Annotated in this window: 21 protein-coding genes; 13 read left to right on the forward strand and 8 right to left on the reverse strand. The window is 53.2% G+C overall.

Annotation, left to right across the window (positions count from 1 at the left end; all coding sequences use genetic code 11):
- Window positions 1-37 precede the first annotated feature (37 nt).
- Window positions 38-571: an alpha/beta fold hydrolase gene (locus CCASEI_RS08045; protein WP_225868388.1), complete on the forward strand. Its 534-nt coding sequence runs from the start codon at window positions 38-40 to the stop codon at window positions 569-571.
- Between the two features lie 29 nt (window positions 572-600).
- Window positions 601-774, forward strand: a complete 174-nt coding sequence (locus tag CCASEI_RS15460) for a hypothetical protein (RefSeq protein ID WP_225868389.1) — start codon at window positions 601-603, stop codon at window positions 772-774.
- Window positions 775-795: 21 nt separating this feature from the next.
- Here the strand turns inward: CCASEI_RS15460 and CCASEI_RS08050 are convergent, their stop codons facing one another.
- A complete protein-coding gene (locus CCASEI_RS08050; protein WP_025387633.1) occupies window positions 796-1,527 on the reverse strand; it encodes a Crp/Fnr family transcriptional regulator in 732 nt (243 codons plus the stop codon).
- Between the two features lie 136 nt (window positions 1,528-1,663).
- On the opposite strand from CCASEI_RS08050, the gene CCASEI_RS08055 reads away from it, so the two are divergent.
- The 4 genes from CCASEI_RS08055 to CCASEI_RS08070 are packed head-to-tail and all read left to right on the forward strand — an operon-like array spanning window position 1,664 to window position 4,945.
- The gene (locus tag CCASEI_RS08055; protein WP_025387634.1) at window positions 1,664-2,008 is read left to right on the forward strand and encodes a cupin domain-containing protein; all 345 of its coding nucleotides are present in this window, start codon (window positions 1,664-1,666) and stop codon (window positions 2,006-2,008) included.
- Window positions 2,009-2,027: 19 nt separating this feature from the next.
- Window positions 2,028-3,122, forward strand: coding sequence for an ABC transporter substrate-binding protein (locus CCASEI_RS08060; protein WP_025387635.1), 1,095 nt, complete (start codon window positions 2,028-2,030; stop codon window positions 3,120-3,122).
- A 12-nt stretch (window positions 3,123-3,134) separates the two neighbouring features.
- Complete coding sequence (locus CCASEI_RS08065) at window positions 3,135-4,160, forward strand: FecCD family ABC transporter permease (RefSeq protein ID WP_025387636.1); 1,026 nt, start codon at window positions 3,135-3,137, stop codon at window positions 4,158-4,160.
- Window positions 4,157-4,945 carry an ABC transporter ATP-binding protein gene (locus tag CCASEI_RS08070; protein ID WP_038574555.1) on the forward strand — a complete coding sequence of 263 codons (789 nt, stop codon included), beginning with the start codon at window positions 4,157-4,159 and terminating at the stop codon, window positions 4,943-4,945. Before CCASEI_RS08065 ends, CCASEI_RS08070 begins: the two co-directional genes overlap by 4 nt.
- 100 nt (window positions 4,946-5,045) lie before the next feature.
- Here CCASEI_RS08070 and CCASEI_RS15035 read toward each other — a convergent pair whose 3' ends face one another.
- Window positions 5,046-5,375, reverse strand: a complete 330-nt coding sequence (locus CCASEI_RS15035; protein ID WP_025387637.1) for a GntT/GntP/DsdX family permease — start codon at window positions 5,373-5,375, stop codon at window positions 5,046-5,048.
- 1 nt (window position 5,376) lies between these two features.
- On the opposite strand from CCASEI_RS15035, the gene CCASEI_RS08080 reads away from it, so the two are divergent.
- Window positions 5,377-6,720, forward strand: coding sequence for an IS256 family transposase (locus CCASEI_RS08080; RefSeq protein WP_025386927.1), 1,344 nt, complete (start codon window positions 5,377-5,379; stop codon window positions 6,718-6,720).
- Here CCASEI_RS08080 and CCASEI_RS08085 read toward each other — a convergent pair.
- On the reverse strand, window positions 6,715-7,965 hold the full coding sequence (locus CCASEI_RS08085; RefSeq protein ID WP_025387638.1) for a GntP family permease: 1,251 nt from the start codon (window positions 7,963-7,965) through the stop codon (window positions 6,715-6,717). The genes CCASEI_RS08080 and CCASEI_RS08085 overlap by 6 nt on opposite strands.
- A 352-nt stretch (window positions 7,966-8,317) precedes the next feature.
- On the reverse strand, window positions 8,318-8,914 hold the full coding sequence (locus CCASEI_RS08090) for an HD domain-containing protein (RefSeq protein ID WP_025387639.1): 597 nt from the start codon (window positions 8,912-8,914) through the stop codon (window positions 8,318-8,320).
- Window positions 8,915-9,175: 261 nt separating this feature from the next.
- Here CCASEI_RS08090 and CCASEI_RS14425 point away from each other — a divergent pair, with 261 nt between their 5' ends.
- From CCASEI_RS14425 to CCASEI_RS08105, 3 genes are all read left to right on the forward strand, one after another.
- On the forward strand, window positions 9,176-9,826 hold the full coding sequence (locus CCASEI_RS14425; protein ID WP_025387640.1) for a hypothetical protein: 651 nt from the start codon (window positions 9,176-9,178) through the stop codon (window positions 9,824-9,826).
- A gap of 466 nt (window positions 9,827-10,292) precedes the next feature.
- The gene (locus tag CCASEI_RS14430; protein ID WP_025387641.1) at window positions 10,293-10,625 is read left to right on the forward strand and encodes a hypothetical protein; all 333 of its coding nucleotides are present in this window, start codon (window positions 10,293-10,295) and stop codon (window positions 10,623-10,625) included.
- A 158-nt stretch (window positions 10,626-10,783) separates the two neighbouring features.
- The gene (locus tag CCASEI_RS08105; RefSeq protein WP_025387642.1) at window positions 10,784-11,257 is read left to right on the forward strand and encodes a hypothetical protein; all 474 of its coding nucleotides are present in this window, start codon (window positions 10,784-10,786) and stop codon (window positions 11,255-11,257) included.
- Between the two features lie 6 nt (window positions 11,258-11,263).
- Here the strand turns inward: CCASEI_RS08105 and CCASEI_RS08110 are convergent, their stop codons facing one another.
- Together CCASEI_RS08110 and CCASEI_RS08115 are read right to left on the reverse strand one after the other, a co-directional pair.
- Window positions 11,264-12,433 carry a winged helix DNA-binding domain-containing protein gene (locus CCASEI_RS08110; RefSeq protein WP_025387643.1) on the reverse strand — a complete coding sequence of 390 codons (1,170 nt, stop codon included), beginning with the start codon at window positions 12,431-12,433 and terminating at the stop codon, window positions 11,264-11,266.
- 26 nt (window positions 12,434-12,459) lie between these two features.
- Window positions 12,460-12,843, reverse strand: a complete 384-nt coding sequence (locus CCASEI_RS08115) for a cupin domain-containing protein (protein ID WP_006823104.1) — start codon at window positions 12,841-12,843, stop codon at window positions 12,460-12,462.
- A 242-nt stretch (window positions 12,844-13,085) separates the two neighbouring features.
- On the opposite strand from CCASEI_RS08115, the gene CCASEI_RS08120 reads away from it, so the two are divergent.
- Window positions 13,086-13,979 (forward strand): cation diffusion facilitator family transporter, encoded by an 894-nt coding sequence (locus CCASEI_RS08120; RefSeq protein WP_025387644.1) that lies wholly within the window; start codon window positions 13,086-13,088, stop codon window positions 13,977-13,979.
- On the opposite strand, the gene CCASEI_RS08125 is transcribed toward CCASEI_RS08120, so the two are convergent.
- Window positions 13,976-14,281, reverse strand: a complete 306-nt coding sequence (locus CCASEI_RS08125; RefSeq protein ID WP_025387645.1) for an META domain-containing protein — start codon at window positions 14,279-14,281, stop codon at window positions 13,976-13,978. The two genes, CCASEI_RS08120 and CCASEI_RS08125, sit on opposite strands and share 4 nt — an antisense overlap.
- A gap of 377 nt (window positions 14,282-14,658) precedes the next feature.
- Here CCASEI_RS08125 and CCASEI_RS08130 point away from each other — a divergent pair, with 377 nt between their 5' ends.
- Entirely contained in the window at window positions 14,659-15,099 is a 441-nt protein-coding gene (locus CCASEI_RS08130; RefSeq protein ID WP_025387646.1) for a GNAT family N-acetyltransferase, read from the forward strand.
- On the opposite strand, the gene CCASEI_RS08135 is transcribed toward CCASEI_RS08130, so the two are convergent.
- Window positions 15,096-15,353, reverse strand: a complete 258-nt coding sequence (locus CCASEI_RS08135; protein WP_025387647.1) for a helix-turn-helix domain-containing protein — start codon at window positions 15,351-15,353, stop codon at window positions 15,096-15,098. The two genes, CCASEI_RS08130 and CCASEI_RS08135, sit on opposite strands and share 4 nt — an antisense overlap.
- A gap of 480 nt (window positions 15,354-15,833) precedes the next feature.
- Here CCASEI_RS08135 and CCASEI_RS08140 point away from each other — a divergent pair, with 480 nt between their 5' ends.
- Window positions 15,834-17,024 carry an HIRAN domain-containing protein gene (locus CCASEI_RS08140; RefSeq protein ID WP_025387648.1) on the forward strand — a complete coding sequence of 397 codons (1,191 nt, stop codon included), beginning with the start codon at window positions 15,834-15,836 and terminating at the stop codon, window positions 17,022-17,024.
- The last annotated feature ends 43 nt before the right edge of the window (window positions 17,025-17,067 follow it).

The following is a 17,067-nucleotide window of genomic DNA, read 5'->3' on the forward strand; positions in this document are numbered from 1 at the left end:
TTCTGCCCCCTGAGCAGATCGGCGCATAACTGGGTCTATGACCTCCGACACACCAAAGTCCGATCTGCCATCAATAATTCTGATATCCGGCTACTGGCTCGGCGCCTGGGCATGGGACCACGTCACTGAACATCTCACCCAAGCCGGCTTTCGCACCATCGCGATAACTCTTCCCGGATTAGATAAGCATGATCCGAAGCGCGCCACCCGCACGCTCGATGACCAAGTTGCCGCCATTGAATCAGTGATCGACGCTGAGGGCGGCAACGTCATCCTTGTTGCCCACAGCGGCGCTAATGGCCCTGTCAGCCTGGCGCTCGACCGAATCCCGCAGCACATCAATAAGGTTGTGTGGGTTGACTCGGGCCCCATGACCCCGGGTACTAGTTTCGATGCTGACTTTCCCAGGTCCGCAAAGTCACTTCCCCTACCACCATTCGAGGAGTTAAATACCCACGCCAGCCTCGAGGGCATTAGCAATGACCAGCTACATATCTTTCGTGAGAAAGCCGTTACCCAACCAGAACCGTTATCCATGAGCCAGTGCGCCTCAACAACGACGCACGCCTAGCCGTCCCAACCGTCCTCGTCTGCACCTCAATGGCAAGCGCAAAAATCATGGAACTCGCTGCGGCCAACCACCCCATGTTCACAGAAGTACCGAAGCTTGACCACGTGGAGCTCATCGATCTTCCCACCGGTCACTGGCCAATGTGGTCCTGCCCCGAGGAACTAGCTGAACTCATCGGCAACGCCGCCACCGAAGTAAACTAACCCGAGGAATCCCACTACGACTTAGGCAGTAGGACGTAATGCAAAGTCGGCGGCAGTGACCACAGCATCACCGTCCATGAGACGGAAGCTATTGCGGTAGTAGTCAATTAACCCATCAGCTTTCATACGTGAGAGTTCGCGCGATAACGCAGCACGATCAGCATGAAGATGGTCTGCCATCTCCTGACGGCTCAGCCGAACAGTAAAAGTCGAGGACTGAAATTCTTGCGCCTTTGACCGCAAGAAATACTGCAGTCGGCCACGCAGCGACTTTAAGGACACCAGACGTAAATGCTCTTCCATCTTGCGGTTTTTCTCAGTCATCACAGAAAACAGGTTCTCAACTACGCGCGTGCGAAGCTCGCATAACGCCCCTTCAGCATGGAGAATCTTGTCCATCCCAACCAACAGAACCAGACAGTCACCAGACGCCGAAACCGTGTAGTGAGTCCGGTTATCGTCGGTCCACAAAATATCGGCTCCAAATACCTCGCCGCGTCGATTGACGTCGAGCAACAAGGTATCACCGTCCGCATCGATGTTGCGGGCTAGCACCGCACCTTCAATGACTATGCCGATATTCTCTCGCCGTTCACCAGTCCGGGCGAGAATTTCCCCATCTCCGAGGCTTCTGAACTGAACGCCTAGGCAGCGTGAAACACGCGCAATCTCTTCTTCATCAAAGCCCCGAAAGACTGCTGGGGACAACGAACCAATCAAGGCTGAAACGTCGCCTCCAGTTTGGGTTGCCATGTGAGATTCCTTTGCGTTGCCACGGCAACAGACAAATCAGACTGCGCCGTGAATACTTATTTTGGTTAGCAAAGGCAAGCCTAACACGTGACCCGTTTTACTGGTCATGATACTAGTCACCCTGAAAAGGAGCTTCATGTCGGATTCACAATTAGCAACAGTTATTACCGCAGGTGTAGAAAACCTTAATCGAAACAACCCAATTAAAGAGGGCGCATACTCAGCCAAACGACTGTTTGAAGGATCGAAGGGTCGCGTCACGCACATTTCTTTCGATGCTGATATCGAGCTGAAAGAACATGCCACCTCGTCGCCGATCCTCGTCCAGGTTCCCCACGGTTCCATCGACTTCCTCGTGCGAGGCGAACCGTACCGTCTGGATGCCGGTGGAATGCTGCAACTTCCCGCGGATGTCCCCCACGCAGTGCATTCGATAGAGCCCTCCCATGTCATCGTCACTTTTTTACCATTAGAAATCTAAGAAACTGAGTTCCGTAATAATGAAAACCCGCACTCTCATTCCATTCATCGCCGTAGCGCTTGGCATCACTGCGTGTAGTGCCCCGGAAGAAGACGAAGCCACACCCGTGGCAGAAACTGTCTCCATCACAGACCACACGGGCAACGAGGTCGAAATCCCTACCGATATCGAACGCGTAGCCGTCGATGAAATCCCTATCGCTTCAACCTATTTGGCATACCACGATGGGGCAGCTCCATACATGGTTGGAATGTCTCAATCTGTAGTCACGGCGTTGGAAGATACCGTTGTCGCCGACATGGCGCCCGAGCTCCTCGACGTGGAAACTGGCTACTACGCTGATGGCGAGCTCAATGTCGAGTCCTTGCTGGATCTTGATCCAGATGTCGTCTTCTACAACGCGAACAATACCGAGCACGGTGAACAATTTGCGGCAGCTGGCATCCCCGCCGTCGGTTTTTCTACACAGGGCGATCCAGCCGTTGTCTACACGGAGTGGCTTAATCTTTTGGAGGAAGTATTCCAGGAGCCAGGCAGGATGGACGACAAGATTGACTACGGGGCCGAGCTTGTCGCTGACGCCCAGTCACGCACCGCAACAGTAGCAGACGCGGATCGTCACAACGCGATGATTATCTTCAACTATTCTGACGGAACGATGCGCGTTGCTGGTGAGCCGCCATTCTTCGGCTACTACTGGTTGCAAACTGCCAACGCGGAAAACGCCGCCGTCGGTGCGGATCAGCCACTAACTCCAGTCACGGCCGAGCAAGTCTTCGAGTGGGACCCGGACTTCGTCTTCGTTGGAGGTGCCGGCCAAGCCAACCTCACGGTCGATGAAGTCATTGATGGCACCGCCGAAGGTCTCGACCTCAGTGGTCTCCGCGCGGCGCAAGAGAACAATGTTTACTCCAATGAACTTGGTTTGTGGAGCTGGTTCACGCCTAACCCGGATGCACCTGTAATCGCCAACTGGATCGGCGCAACTATCTACCCTAAACAGTTTGAAGATGTCGACCTCACGCAGGTGGTGCAGGACTACTACCAGGAAATGTACGGCTATGAGCTCAGTGAGCAAAAAGCCGAGGAGATTCTTCGCGGATCTGATTCATAGAACTAAACAACAATGAACAATTTTGCGGTGAAAGACGGCCGACTGCGGCGTTCAACATTAGTGGCACTGGCGTTAGGTGTGGTTGCAGTGATGCTGCTTAGCCTGATGCTTGGACGCTATACGTTGAGTTGGTCAGATATCTACAACTCGTTTTGGTATCGCATCTACGGAATGAGTTTCGGAGAACCGATCGATTCAATCGTGTTCAATCTACGGCTACCAAGAATTCTGCTAGCTGCACTCGCGGGCGCCGCGCTCGCGTGTTCTGGGGCAGCCTTTCAGAGTCTCTTCGGTAACCCTCTGGCCACCCCAGACACCCTTGGTGTCACCGCCGGGGCGTCCGTAGGGGCCGTCCTAGGAATCTTGTGGAACCTGCCATTGATCGGCATGCAACTGATGTCGCTCGTGGCGGGAATTGGGACCATCTTTCTCACCATCATGATTGCAAAGAGCAAGAAGGGCGTCGGCATCGTCATGCTCATCTTGTCCGGTGTGATTGTCGGAGCATTGGCCAACGCCGTCATTTCTATCCTCAAGTATGTCGCTGACCCTAATGAGAAACTCCCACAAATCACGTATTGGCTGATGGGAAGCTTGGCGGGTGCAAACCTTCGCAGCCTCGCAATAGGCACACCGTTTATCCTGCTCGGCATAATCACAATCCTGGTGCTGCGCTGGCGGCTGAACATCTTGGCTTTGGGTGATGATGAAGCTCGAGCGGCCGGCATGAACGTCAGGCTCGTCCGCGGAATGGTGATTGTAGCTGCTACATTAACCACCGCGTCTGTCGTTTCAATGTGCGGCCAAGTCGGCTGGGTAGGTTTGCTCATCCCCCATTGCGCGCGAATGATATGCGGTAACAATAACCGATTTGTCGTCCCCATCAGTCTCCTATTGGGTGCCATGTTCCTCGTTCTCATTGACACACTGGCCCGCTCCGTTTCGGAGGCAGAAATCCCCATTTCTGTGCTGACTGCCCTGGTTGGTGCACCGTTCTTCATCTATCTGCTGCGCAAAACCGGTGGTGGTTGGTCATGATTGAAATTATTGACGGTAGTTTCTATTACACCCGTTCACGTCCCATTTTACAGGACATCAATGTGTCTATGAGCGATGGTGAACTCCTTGCCATCCTTGGCCCAAATGGAATTGGTAAGACTACGCTGCTGCGCTGCATGCTTGGCCTGCTGCCGTGGTCCAGCGGCAAGACACTCATTGATGGCCGTGATATTTCCACCTTGCGCTCACAAGAGCTATGGAGCCAGATCGCTTATGTCCCTCAGGCTCGCAATGCTGGTGCCTTATCCCTAACGGGACTGGATATGGTCACAATCGGCCGTTCAGCGCGCCTTGGACTAATGTCTCAACCTGGCCCTAAAGATCGTGAAATTGCCGAGGCCGTCATGGCGGAAATCGGAATTTCTCATCTTGCGGACAAGCTGTGCGGCCAGATGAGCGGTGGGCAGTTCCAGATGGTTCTTATTGCCCGTGCGCTAGCTGGTGATCCAAAGATCATGGTTCTGGATGAGCCCGAAACCGGTTTGGACTTTCGCAACCAGCTTATAGTCCTTAATCTACTTGAGTCACTGGCTAAAGCTCGCGGGCTGCTAGTGATCATGAATACGCATTACCCCGCTCACGCTTTAAGAATCTCCACCTCCGCCCTTCTGCTACGTCCTTCTAAACCTCCGCACTTTGGTTCAACGAAGGATGTCATCACTGCTGCGAACCTGCAGTCCACCTTCGGCGTTGAGATAGCCATCTCGGAGATCGACATCGATGCTCGCACCTATCCCGCCATCATCCCGCTCAAGGTCGAATAGTAGGACCAATAGAAAGCTGCTCACCACACGCTATGTACGGTGAGCAGTTTCTTTATTTTCAGCACTCCAGTATCAAGAGCGCCCTTAACAGACCAAAATTCTAGGCGGGGATAACCGGCGCCAGAATCATTACGAACGGCAGCGAGATGACCGAGGACAAGGTGGTCGCCATTGTCATCGTCTTTAGTGCTCCCTTGGTAGTCAGACCAAGCAAGGACTTGAACATCCAGAAGAAGTTACTGTTGACCTGCAGTGCAAATAGTGCACCAGAGGCGATGGCTAGACCCATCGCGATTGGGCTGACGGCAACAGCACTAAGAATTGGTGCGATGATGCCGGCCGCGGCAATGGCAGCAACAGAGACCGAACCAAGAGAGTGTCTAATGGTTTGTGTGTGAGGGGTTTCCCTTACATGAAGGAGATAAACCATAATGGATTCTGTGGCGAAACGAGATCCGGAAGATTCCGCGAAGATTAAAGCGATCGAGCAGAAACTGCTCGCGAACCCGGAGATATCCAAGCTCATTGACGAGCTGGGAACCACAGCAACGGACGCCAACGACCTAGTCCGGGGATTACTGCAAGCTTCGGTCACCCGTGGCTTGGAAGCCGAAATGGATGCCCACCTGGGTTATTCCAAAGGCGATCGTGAGGCCAAAGCGGCCGGTGGTGGCGATAATTATCGCAACGGCTCCTATGTCAAAAAGGTTGATTCGAACTACGGCCCGGTCGATGTCACCGTCCCACGTGATCGGCAGGGCACGTTCTTGCCCACGATGGTGCCGAAAGGCTCACGCAGGTTAACCGATGTCGATGACATGATCATCAGTTTGTATGCCGGTGGCATGACAGTGCGCGATATCCAGCATCATATGGCCACGGTCATGAGGGTTGATATCTCGCATGAAACGATTTCCGCAGTGACTGATGCGGTGCTAGATGAAGTCATGATCTGGCAAAACCGTCAGCTAGACGAGTTCTACCCCGTAATTTTCTTAGATGCCCTGCGTATCAAAGTTCGCGACGGTGGACGAGTAGTTAACAAGTCCGCCTTTTTGGCTATCGGCGTGGATATGGACGGGATCAAACACATCCTGGGTATCTGGTTGGCGAAAGAAGAAGGCGCCTCCTTCTGGGCTCATGTGTGCGCGAACCTGGCAAGCCGTGGAGTCCAGGACGTGTTTATTGTCTGCTGCGATGGTTTGAAAGGCCTGCCGGAAGCGGTGGAAGCAACGTGGCCGGATTCGATGGTGCAGACCTGTGTGGTGCATTTGATTCGTGCAGCAAACCGGTGGGTGGCCTATGGCGATCGTAAGACCGTATCTGCGGCGTTGAAGAAGGTGTATACCGCGCCTGAAGAGGCAACCGCACGTGCAGCGTTGGATGAATTCGCCGACTCAGAACTGGGCCAGAAATATCCCCAATCAGTCAAGGTCTGGACGGATGCGTGGGAGCGTTTCGTGCCGTTTCTGCAGTTCCCGCCGATGGCCAGAAAGGTCATCTATACGACAAACTCGATTGAGTCGATGAATAACGAGCTGCGTAAAGCTACCCGTAACCGCGTGCAATTTACCAATGATGATTCCGCGATTAAGACGCTGTGGTTGATGATCTGCAATATTGAGGATAAACGCGCGGCTAAACGCGCAAAACAGGGCAAGAAAGCTGCTGCTACCAGCGGAAGACTCATCGAAGGCAGAAAGGTCACCAACTGGAAACAAGCCATCAACCAAATGGCCGTGGCCTACCCCGAACGATTCACCAACTACCTATAAATCACTAACCCCGAAAGCCCCACACACAAAATACTTGACACGCTCCGAACCAATGGCCAAGTGAAGAACTGCGGCCACAAACCATGCCAGAAGGATGATGGCGATGGTAGGCATGTTCTCATTTGCAGTAAACAGATCTTCCAGAACCTGGTCCAGACCAGAGGCACCAATGACTGCACCCAGGGAGCCACCAATACCGGTAATCAAAAGAATCTCACCAGTAGTGCTGAAACCAGACTGCATTGCATCACCAGTGGTCTCATTTCCATCGGTGGCGCGAGACAAGATGTATGCGCCCAACAGACCGATAAACAGTGCGATATTTGCATCACCAAAGAACTCAATGACCGGGTTAGCAAAGCCAAACAAGCCAGCAAACGCGCCGAAGCCAATAAGCAACAGCGGCACCAGAATTGGCAGGAACAGCACGAACAATGGCAACTCACGCGCATTCGACTGCTCACTCTCCGCACCACCATCCGGAGTCGCTCCACCAGTACCAGTACCACCGTTATCGCCAGCTCCAGCCGAGCCCACGGTTCCCGCAGATCCAGACTCAGATTCCGCCTGACCTTCACCAACAGCAACCTCTGCAAACTCGGTGGCTAGCGGTTCATCCTCATCTGATTCCGGTTTCCAGTAGGTGGTACGCAGCATCATCTTCATGACGAACGTGGTTAGCACGGCAGTCAGTGGCCCTAGGACAAGGCCGAAAAGCAACCAGTTACCCAGTGGAATGCCCATCAAACCAGTAATGGAGATGGCAGCAAGACCAGGAACAACAAACACGTAACCGGAGAAAATACCGGTACCAATAGCTGAAGCCATCAACGGAATACCACGCTTGCCCAGTGCCGGTGCTGCGGAGCGTGCAACAGGTGCAGCTAGAACAACCTGCACGTCAACATAAATTGAGGGCATGATCATGGACAGCAATAAGGCCATGGAATATGGCAGGCGATGTGCACCGACTTTATGGACTAAGACTCTGACAAGTCTTGTAAATGCACCGGTTGATTGCATCAATGCACCGATAAGAACGCCGAAGCCGATCAGCAGACCGACCTCAATCATGATTTCGCCGAAACCGATAGTGATGGCTTCAATGGTTCCACCAAGGCCAACACCTGTGGCAAGACCCAAGTAGACAGAACCCAGCACCAGACTGATGACTGGATCCACCTTGAAACGAATAATGAGCAATACGACCACGACGATCGCGATGAGTGTATGGGCGGCTACCAAGGCGGCCCCTTTCTAAAATTTTGCAGTTGTCATTCACGGGTGCACCTGAATGGCCAACAGTTTTCCAACTTGGCGATTTTAACAATTTTGTGAATTGACGCATATAATTCACTTCGCGTGAGGGGCCACGCTCAGTGCAACTTCGCCCCTGATGGTCACTACTTAATCCATTTAGATTTGAGTTTTACCTGCACACTGGATGTGATTGTGCTTGTTGAATTTAAAGTACGATCGTTCCCGCACAACTTCGTCCGCTAACCGCACACACCACCCCCGTGCGGAATACCTCATCGAGCAAATGCCCAATCGCACTTCAATGGATCCGCGCTTAGGCTTCAGCCGCTTGTTGCACTCAATCTTGCCTGGATGCTCCGCCCGACAAGGTTTTCTCAAATTCGTCCACAAGTTTGCGGTACTCCTCCAGAATTGGAAGCTCCGCTGTTGGCATCTCACGTAAGCGTTCTTCCAGGGTTTCGTACACTGTCTGGTACCACCAGTGCTGTGATTGCTTTCCAGAATTGAAACGATCCCATAATGCTTCGCCGTGCTTTTCATAGTCCGCCATGATGGAACCCAAGTTATGAAACTTGTCGCATGCAATAATCACGAGTGCAGAAAATGGAGCCGAACGCAGACGGATTAGATAGTCATCTGCACGTTCTTGCCAGGATGGAAGTGATTTATCCTTAGAAACCATCTGGACATAAGACGTTACTACAGAGCCAAAATCACGAACCATATCTTCTTGGGAATAGCGTTCCGGAACATCTTCTAAAACGTCATGTAGTAGCGCAGCAATGACCGTATCTTCATCTACTCCGGGCTGCTGACTGACCAGATGCATGACAGCAAAGGGGTGCGAAATGTAAGGGATTTCAGTGCCTTTACGCATCTGCCCAGCATGTGCCCAGGCTGCAACGTTGATGGCACGGAAGAGTCTCGGTTCCATAAAGTTTAAGTCTAACCAGAAGCATTTCTACTTTGGGCCGATACACTTGGGCGCCACGGAGACCGTCGGCGCGAACGCACTATCGCATCAACTCCGTTTATGTGTCCGGTGTTAACGCCCCGGGAATTGAATGCGATGTTTTAAGTAGGGACGCTGAAATCAACTGACTTCCACCCGGCGAGATCTTCGAGGCGCCCCGCAAACTACACACAGAAGAGACATCCGTCGCGCTCCCATGGGAGCAAGAGGAAGGACCTCATCATGAAACGCACGTTTGCTACATTCGCTGCTGCTGCAGCGCTCACCTTGGGTGCCTGCGGTGCACCTGCCGATGACGAAGCTGCGGCAACCTCAGAAAACGCCGCTGAAACCACCACTGTTACTCAAGAAGTCACAGAAGAAGCCACCGATTCCCCAACTGAGACCGACGGCTCCGATGACAGCGCCGACGGTGTAACAGAAGCCGCGGAAGGCACTGCCCCTTCAGGTGACGGCACTCCTCCACCGCCAGATGGTGAAACACCACAAGAGCCGGAACAGCCTGAGCAACCAGATCAGTCCGCCGAAGAATTTCAAAACATAATGGCTGAGGAGATGCGCAACAACGGCAACATCGGTGACACATTTACTATCGATGGCCAGCCAACCGAACTATGCGTCCACGACGATGGCTACGGGCTCAATGTTGTCACTGCCGGTGCGAATACCTCATGTGAGTTTGCCAAGAATGTCATGATGGCAACCACCGGTGACACCGATCCAACGCAGGACAATGTCCGCGACAGCATGCCACAAACAGTCAAGGCCGGAAGCCCAACTACCAATCGCGCCTACACCATGGACTGTGCTGCTGATGAACGCAATCTCATCACCTGCGTAGGTGGCGACAACGCGGTCGTCTACATGTACTAAACCAGCACCAATCTCGCACCAGCGGGATAGTCCCCCGGCCAATAGGCGTTTTCGCACAAGCAATAGCAAAAGCAAGCTTTGCGAAAACGCCGCCGCGCCGTTACCCACCCACCTCGGGATCGTACGAATCAAAATTCAACTGGCTCAATGGATTGTAAGTTGCACTGTCTTATATCGCCTCGACAGCGCGAACTCCTCCCTTAGGAGGTGATAAACTCAATGAATCATTTGTTATCTAGAAACAAATGATCCGCGGTGCTATCGTGTATACGGTGGTCAGACGGCCACTGAAATCGGGGTAAGCAGGACATCGGGATACTTTCATGATCCGCAATGGCAAGTTCTCTGTTTATCCGCACTTCTAAACTCCTAAGGAACTAGGGTCATGAAACTTTTTGGTAGCAGTAACTCGATTTTGTCTCGAACCTTTGGAGCGATTATTGCCATTCTGGGGTCGCTAGGAGTTATGTCCCCGCACATAGATCTTGGCTCCAGCAGCGCATCTTCTTCGAACAACGTCAATGTCATTGAAGCCTCGGAAAACCTCGTTGATGAAATGCCCGTGGAGTGGATTTCTGCATTGCCTACGGGAGAGAAAGAGATTGCCGTAACCTTCAACGCTGGAGACCTCAAGTGCTCAGGTTATCGAGTCGACCTTGAAGAGACCGAACGAGAAATTAAGGTGACTCTATTTGAAGGCGCAGTACCTGGTGCACCAGAGCATTGCCAACTCATCGGACAAACCGCAAAGTTGCTGGTTTCTACCGACGATCCGATTGGATTCCGCAAGATCAGCTAGGACCTAAAGTAAAAGCGAGTCCCGCACCAGCGGGATAGTCCCACGGCCAATAGGCGTTTTCGCACAAGCAAAAGTGGAATCAAGCTTTGCGGAAACGCCGCCGCGCCGTTACCCAAAAGAAGCCTGGTTGCCAGCTTGATGGCATACCCTAAGGTGTTATGAACACGGAATTGCGAAAGACTTCAAAGATTCTGCTCGCTGGCATTGTTGCCGCGGGGCTGAGTGTTCCTGCGCTGGCCGGCGCCGCAGAATCTGATCAAGTCAACAATGATCCTCCTGCGACCAAGGCGCTGTACGGCCAGGTCTATGACCAGTTCAAAGATGGCAAGGCCGGCCAAGGCGACTCATTCAAACTTGGTGAGCGTGACGCCACCTTGTGCATGATGGGCGATGGCTACGGTATCCGCGCACTGGCCGTAGGCCCCAACACCAGTTGTGAATTCGCGGGCGAGGTCTTCGCCGAGCTCATCGGAGACGCCACCCCGAAAGATAACTTGCGTAATTTCACGCCAACCACCGTCAATGCGCATAGTCCAGTGACCAAGCAGGACTATGACATGAAGTGCGTAACCGGCCAGGATGATCTGATTACCTGCAACGGCGGTATCGGTGCAGCGGTCTACCTCTTCTAGTCCGCTTTAAGCACTGGCAAACGGATAGGCCTTAAACCGCGTCTGCACCTGCTTTGCGCGGGTGGTGCTCAGCGGCTTGAATTCTTCGATGACCAGCTTGCGCTTGGAAGCAGCACCTTGCCTCTTCCAAAAGCCCACGACTTCGCCAGAGGCGTACACCGCTTGGCGGAATACGCCGTTGTTACCCGGTACTAGTGCAGCATGGTGGTCTTCGGGGACAATGTACATGCGGTCTTGGTAGCCCAGGATGATTTCATCAAAGGCTGCCAGAAGGCTCGGCTTGTTTGCATCCTTTTCGTGTTCAGCAATAAGTTCTAGGGCGTCTTCGCGCACCCAGAGTTCTTCGCCAGGAGCAGTACTGCCCGGCGCGCCCGTCACAGCGTGCCAGGAGACGTAGTTAGATGCAATGTCAGCAAAGGCTTTGCGGATTTTGCCCAAGGGTAGTTTGGACCACCAGGCGAAGTCGCGCAGAGTCGCGGGCCCGTGGCTATCCAGGTAGCGGCGGAGCAGTTCGGTAATTGCTGCGTGCTGGTCACCGTTGAAGGTGCCTTCAAGGTCGGTGCCGGCGGGAAGCCAGTCTTTCGCGAGCATCACATGGTTTTCAACACGGGTGGATTCTTCGGCAATCGGTCCGTAGACCACGGTGCCAGCGTGCAGCATGGAGCGCACGAGGTGGTAACCGTTGCCGGGTCCCATGGGGATGCCGGCTGCTTCAAAGGCTTTAAAAAGCTCGGCGCGGGTGGCGCCGCGCGCACCGGCAGTTTCGTGAACAATTTCTGCCGCTTGGTCAACGTGCGAGTTGTCTAGGCCCAAGTTGGGGCGGTTTCGCTCCATGGACTTGAGGTTCTGCACACCGCAGAGCTGGGTTATCCAGGCGAGGTCTTTGGCAGCTGTCACAAAGACTGTGCCGCGCATGGGATAGCCACGCACGATAAGCCCGGTATTAAAAGCTTCGCGCACCGCGTTAACTGCGTCGACCGCGTTAACCGCTCCGGCGGTGCCCATGCGGTAGGCCAAAGAAGAAATCGCGCCGGGAAAGTCCTGGCCCTGGGTTGCACCGAAACGGGCAGCAATCGCCTGGGCATGCTCCGGTGTTCCGGCATCCACACCAACATCAATGGGCGTCGCAACACCTTGGGTGACAAGGCGGGCGCGGGCGAGCGGTTTGTTAACCATGCGGCAGATTCTACCGAACACCTGACCTAGTCGCGGGCCGGTGGCCGGCCAATCTGAAGGCCTCGTTTGCGGGTGTGCACGCTGAAGTACCGCAAGCCATTCTCCCCTGCAACAAAGCGGCGTACGGACAGCTTCGGTAGCCACACCATGGAGCCGTTTACCAGGTCAATGAAGTCGGTTTCGGTCTCCAGCACACCGGATCCGTCCAGGACCACAATCACCACATCTAGGTCGGGGCCTTCGTGGCGGGAGATTTCTTCCCCGGGTGCGATGGCGATGATGTTGCAGTCCAAGCCGCGGGTGTGCGGTTCCAGCTTCCAAATCGAGCCGGAGGCATCGGCAGGCGCGGAGAGTATTTCGGCAACGTCGCCTACTACTTGTGGGAACTGCTTCTGCGTCTGCTCAGTCATAATGCCTACCCTACCCAGGCATACAGCTTCAGAAGTTAACCCTTTGCATCTCTACCCCGCCCGTGTAAAGTAGTGCCCTCGAAGGGGAGTAGTTCACACCCATATTTTATGGCGATGAGTGGTCGACATACTGGCGAAAGCCCGGCCACCAGCTCACAGCGTTGAGCGAACGAGACCTTCTGCCCGTATTCCTCGTGTCGGGCAGGAACTCTCCCGGCACCCGTTTTGCATAAGGTCTCGCAATGACAAATCATGCAAAAGAGCAGAAGATCATTGAACGCTTCCTGCTCTTGTCCATCGCTGCTGCAATTTTGACTATCGCGCTGAAAAGCGGCGCGGCTATTCTTACCGGCTCGGTGGGTTTCCTTTCGGATGCCCTAGAGTCCGGTGTTAACCTCATCGCGGCGGTCGTGGCGCTTATCGCTATCCGTATTGCCGCAAAGCCTGCCGATGCCAACCACAACTTTGGCCACGGCAAGTCCGAGTATGTCTCGGCTCTGGTGGAAGGTGCCATGATTTTCGTGGCCGCCGCCTTGATCATTTACACGGCTATTGGTCGTCTTTTAGATCCCACTCCCCTGGAGCAAGTCGGTGTGGGTCTGTTCCTGTCCATCGTGGCAACGCTGATTAACTTGGGCGTGGGCTTGGCTTTGCTCCGGGCGGGCAAGCACTATCGCTCGGCGGCGCTTAATGCCGATGGACATCATTTACTAACGGATGTCTGGACCACCGTCGGCGTCGTCGCCGGCATCGCAGCGGTCGCTCTCACCGGATGGGTGTGGCTGGACCCAGTTATCGCGCTGCTGGTTGGCGTCAACATTTTGTGGATGGGATATAAGCTGCTCAAGTCTTCGTTGAGCAATCTCATTAGTGAGGCTCTTCCGCCGGAGGACGTGGATGTTCTCAAGCACGTGCTTGCCAAGTTTGAAGCGCAGCACGGCGTGGGCATTGAGGACCTGCGCACTGTGGCCTCTGGCCGTCAGCGGCTGGTGTATCTGACCATGACGGTGCCTGGTGATTGGACTGTTGAGTACGCGCATGAGCTTGCTGACGCCCTCGAAGCCGCCATCCTTGACGCCCTGCCCAACTCCGAGTCCATGGTCCATACTGAGCCGCGCACGTTGGCCACTACTTAGGCGCTTCTCGGCAGCACACCAATCTGCACGCCGGCACGGTCAAAGACCTGTAGCGTTTCACCCTGCCGGCGTGCGGACGCTGCGGCCTGGAGCCACGTGTCCATGCCCTCGCAGTACATCATCGTGGACACCATCTGGTGGAAGTAAATAACACCGTCCTCCAGCGTCCACTTCCTCATCAGCCGATTACATCCATCACTGCCAACCACCGTTCCATCGGCGGCAAACTGCAGGTGCGGCTCGCCTGGTTCCGGACTGCCCCACGTGCCTTCAAATGAGTCCATGTTCTCCGTGCTGTTCATGGCTCAAGCCTAGGCAACAAACAAGCTCCCCCGCCGCAGCGAGGGAGCCGTATAAGTGTGAAAATGGGTAGACACCCCGCGCGCGCTGTTCGAAACTCGGGGGGGATTCTCGAATGGGGCAGGGTGTCTACTGATAACTACTATAGCACCGCTTTGAAGATGCGCAAGCCCTTGCCCAAATATTGATTCTTAAAAGCCTAGAGAATTTCCATATCCGCAGGTAACTGAGTTGAATATAACTTGGAACCTAACGCGCCACAACGAAGCCTAAACAGGATCCACCACCTCACCCAAGCGCGAACAATCATCAATACCATCCCCCGGTAAAGTCTTTGCCAATGCAACCATTCGCCCCAATCAACTTCTAGGAGCACGACATGAGCACTGAGTTCAACAGCAGCAACATCGCAGAGATGAACCCGATCACCTTGTACGAAGTACTCAAACTGCGCACCGATGTCTTCGTCGTAGAGCAGAACTGCCCCTACCCTGAGCTCGACGGCCGCGACCTCGAGCCCGACTGCGAACTCATCTGGGCCACTGTCGACGGCGAACTTGCCGGCACTACCCGCATTCTCCACGACGACGACGCTCTACGAATCGGCCGCGTTGTCGCCTCCCCGAATCACCGAGGCACCGGCATCGCCCGCGAACTCTTCGCTTACACCCTGGACCGATGCAAGCAGCTAGACCCCAACTCCAAGGTGGTGCTCGATGCCCAAGCACCTCTACAAAAATGGTACGGCTCCTTCGGCTTCACACCAGTCAGCGATGTCTTCCTCGAAGACGGCATCCTGCACATCACCATGGAGCTCTAGCCTCTCCGGACCACCTCTGCATGGACGCCAAGCTTGGCCCCAATATTTACCAACGCATCCAGGCGGAACTGGCTAATCTTTCCGTTCATTAGAGCAGACACTCGAGGTTGGGTCAGCCCCAGGTTAGCTACAGCATCTGACTGCTGCCAGCCCCGGCTCTTGATTTCATCGCGAATTGCGCGCATGAATTTTGCCCGCACCTTTAGATTTTCAGCTTCTTCAATGGTGTCAGAAATGTCGTCCCAAACATTCATCGGTATTCAACTCTCCTCTAATTCCCTCCAGCTTGCAGGTTTCGCCCCTGACTAGTTCAATTTCAAATTTTCCAGCTCGTCGCATTGATTTTCTAATTTAGAATCCCAGCCAAAGGTCAAACTCACAGCTAAAATGCATCACCAATATCCTGCCGCTCCGGAGAAAGACATTGGAGATCCTGCGCGGTTCCGGTTCGTCAACAATATCCGCCAAGCCTTTTAAGACATCCCAGTATTTAATTAATCCAACACAGTTAGGTTTTCCAACAGGGGCGACCGATCTGGAAAGTCTCTTCTAATTTACTTCGTTCTATTCCGCGTCGAAATTGTTCATCTCAGCAACTCCCTTGAAAACTCGCTGACACACGCTTCACGGCGACTTTTAACTGCCAACTCTTCAACCACCAAACGGCGAACTTTCTCAACTGCTTGGCCCGAATCAAACTAGTTGGGCGCATGTCAAATGGCTAATATAAGTTCATGTTCTTTTCAAGAAAACGTAAAACGCCTCACATAAAAGTTGATAAATCAAAATTGGAACGGGAAACCAAAAATCTGCCGGGCTTCTATAGGAAACTTTTCACAGAAAGTGGCCAATCTACTCAATTGGATACAGAGTCGATGCTGAGTGCTTACCATCAGCGAAACAAAGTTCATCAGAGTAAAAAGACCCCACCGAAAAATCCTCCCAATGGCAAGAGACTGGCCGAGCTCGATGTCCTACGGTCCGCCGAACTTGACTCGAACCGAGATTGGGATGACATAGACTACTACAAGGCTGGCATTCGCGGGATACAGCACTACCGTAAAGAGCAAGAACTCGCCGGAGTTTTGGGGGATTCCTATTTTGAGCTCAAAGCGGAACCCAGTAACCCATTCGACTCAAATGCTGTTGCAGTTGTCTCAAATGGACATCGGATTGGATACATAAGCGCCGCAATAGCACAGTTTTTCCAAGGCGTTGTACTCGGGTTCAAACAATCCGGTAAGAGGCTATACGTCCCAGGCAGGGTTGATAGGTTCGACTCAGGAATAGTTGTCTTACCCACAATTAGAAAAATTGATCAGATTGTCCAATCTGAAAGCTCTAAACCTATAGATGCGTTTTGGGAGTCTTTACCAACAGATTTGAGACAAAAGGTAATAGACAATCACTTCCATTTCGAGCGACAGAGCGCCAAAGCCCTGCTCGCTTATGCGAGCGCTTACCCCCTGTATGCCCCATACAATCGAAGATCACCTGAAGATTCTATCCCTTTAGTCTGGAACAGATTTCTGAGAGACCTCAGAATATCTCACAATGAATCCGTCATCCGACAACGGAAAAGCCGCAACCGTGAAATGATCCGACTGGCCGCAAATGGAATGTCGTACCGGGAGATTGGAGAAAAATTTGGACTTAAGCCCGCCACTGTTGGTCAGATTGTTCGTGAACTTCGACCTACGGACTTTGTGCCTAAAGAAAAGAAACGTAATTCAATTAAAAGCAGCCAATCCGGCAAATCAAAGCTTTCTATTAAGGATCAAGGTTTTTCCACTATTCAGGAAAGAAATGCTGCGATTATGCATTTGAATCAGGATGGCTATTCTCATCGCGAAATTGGTGAGCAAATGGGTTTGAAGAGAGACACCATTAAGAAAATAGTTCAGAACATGCGCAAAAATTCTTAGTAAAACGTCGAATCCCGATCAGCATGGGCACTATTTAGTCAGG

The sequence above is a fragment of the Corynebacterium casei LMG S-19264 genome (assembly GCF_000550785.1).
Classification (GTDB): domain Bacteria; phylum Actinomycetota; class Actinomycetes; order Mycobacteriales; family Mycobacteriaceae; genus Corynebacterium; species Corynebacterium casei.

Coding starts and splice junctions, on each gene's coding strand:
- CCASEI_RS08045 (WP_225868388.1), top strand. CDS start 38: ATGACCTCCGACACACCAAAGTCCGATCTGCCATCAATAATTCTGATA.
- CCASEI_RS15460 (WP_225868389.1), top strand. CDS start 601: ATGGCAAGCGCAAAAATCATGGAACTCGCTGCGGCCAACCACCCCATG.
- CCASEI_RS08050 (WP_025387633.1), bottom strand. CDS start 1,527: ATGGCAACCCAAACTGGAGGCGACGTTTCAGCCTTGATTGGTTCGTTG.
- CCASEI_RS08055 (WP_025387634.1), top strand. CDS start 1,664: ATGTCGGATTCACAATTAGCAACAGTTATTACCGCAGGTGTAGAAAAC.
- CCASEI_RS08060 (WP_025387635.1), top strand. CDS start 2,028: ATGAAAACCCGCACTCTCATTCCATTCATCGCCGTAGCGCTTGGCATC.
- CCASEI_RS08065 (WP_025387636.1), top strand. CDS start 3,135: ATGAACAATTTTGCGGTGAAAGACGGCCGACTGCGGCGTTCAACATTA.
- CCASEI_RS08070 (WP_038574555.1), top strand. CDS start 4,157: ATGATTGAAATTATTGACGGTAGTTTCTATTACACCCGTTCACGTCCC.
- CCASEI_RS15035 (WP_025387637.1), bottom strand. CDS start 5,375: ATGGTTTATCTCCTTCATGTAAGGGAAACCCCTCACACACAAACCATT.
- CCASEI_RS08080 (WP_025386927.1), top strand. CDS start 5,377: ATGGATTCTGTGGCGAAACGAGATCCGGAAGATTCCGCGAAGATTAAA.
- CCASEI_RS08090 (WP_025387639.1), bottom strand. CDS start 8,914: ATGGAACCGAGACTCTTCCGTGCCATCAACGTTGCAGCCTGGGCACAT.
- CCASEI_RS14425 (WP_025387640.1), top strand. CDS start 9,176: ATGAAACGCACGTTTGCTACATTCGCTGCTGCTGCAGCGCTCACCTTG.
- CCASEI_RS14430 (WP_025387641.1), top strand. CDS start 10,293: ATGTCCCCGCACATAGATCTTGGCTCCAGCAGCGCATCTTCTTCGAAC.
- CCASEI_RS08105 (WP_025387642.1), top strand. CDS start 10,784: ATGAACACGGAATTGCGAAAGACTTCAAAGATTCTGCTCGCTGGCATT.
- CCASEI_RS08110 (WP_025387643.1), bottom strand. CDS start 12,433: ATGGTTAACAAACCGCTCGCCCGCGCCCGCCTTGTCACCCAAGGTGTT.
- CCASEI_RS08115 (WP_006823104.1), bottom strand. CDS start 12,843: ATGACTGAGCAGACGCAGAAGCAGTTCCCACAAGTAGTAGGCGACGTT.
- CCASEI_RS08120 (WP_025387644.1), top strand. CDS start 13,086: ATGACAAATCATGCAAAAGAGCAGAAGATCATTGAACGCTTCCTGCTC.
- CCASEI_RS08125 (WP_025387645.1), bottom strand. CDS start 14,281: ATGAACAGCACGGAGAACATGGACTCATTTGAAGGCACGTGGGGCAGT.
- CCASEI_RS08130 (WP_025387646.1), top strand. CDS start 14,659: ATGAGCACTGAGTTCAACAGCAGCAACATCGCAGAGATGAACCCGATC.
- CCASEI_RS08135 (WP_025387647.1), bottom strand. CDS start 15,353: ATGAATGTTTGGGACGACATTTCTGACACCATTGAAGAAGCTGAAAAT.
- CCASEI_RS08140 (WP_025387648.1), top strand. CDS start 15,834: ATGTTCTTTTCAAGAAAACGTAAAACGCCTCACATAAAAGTTGATAAA.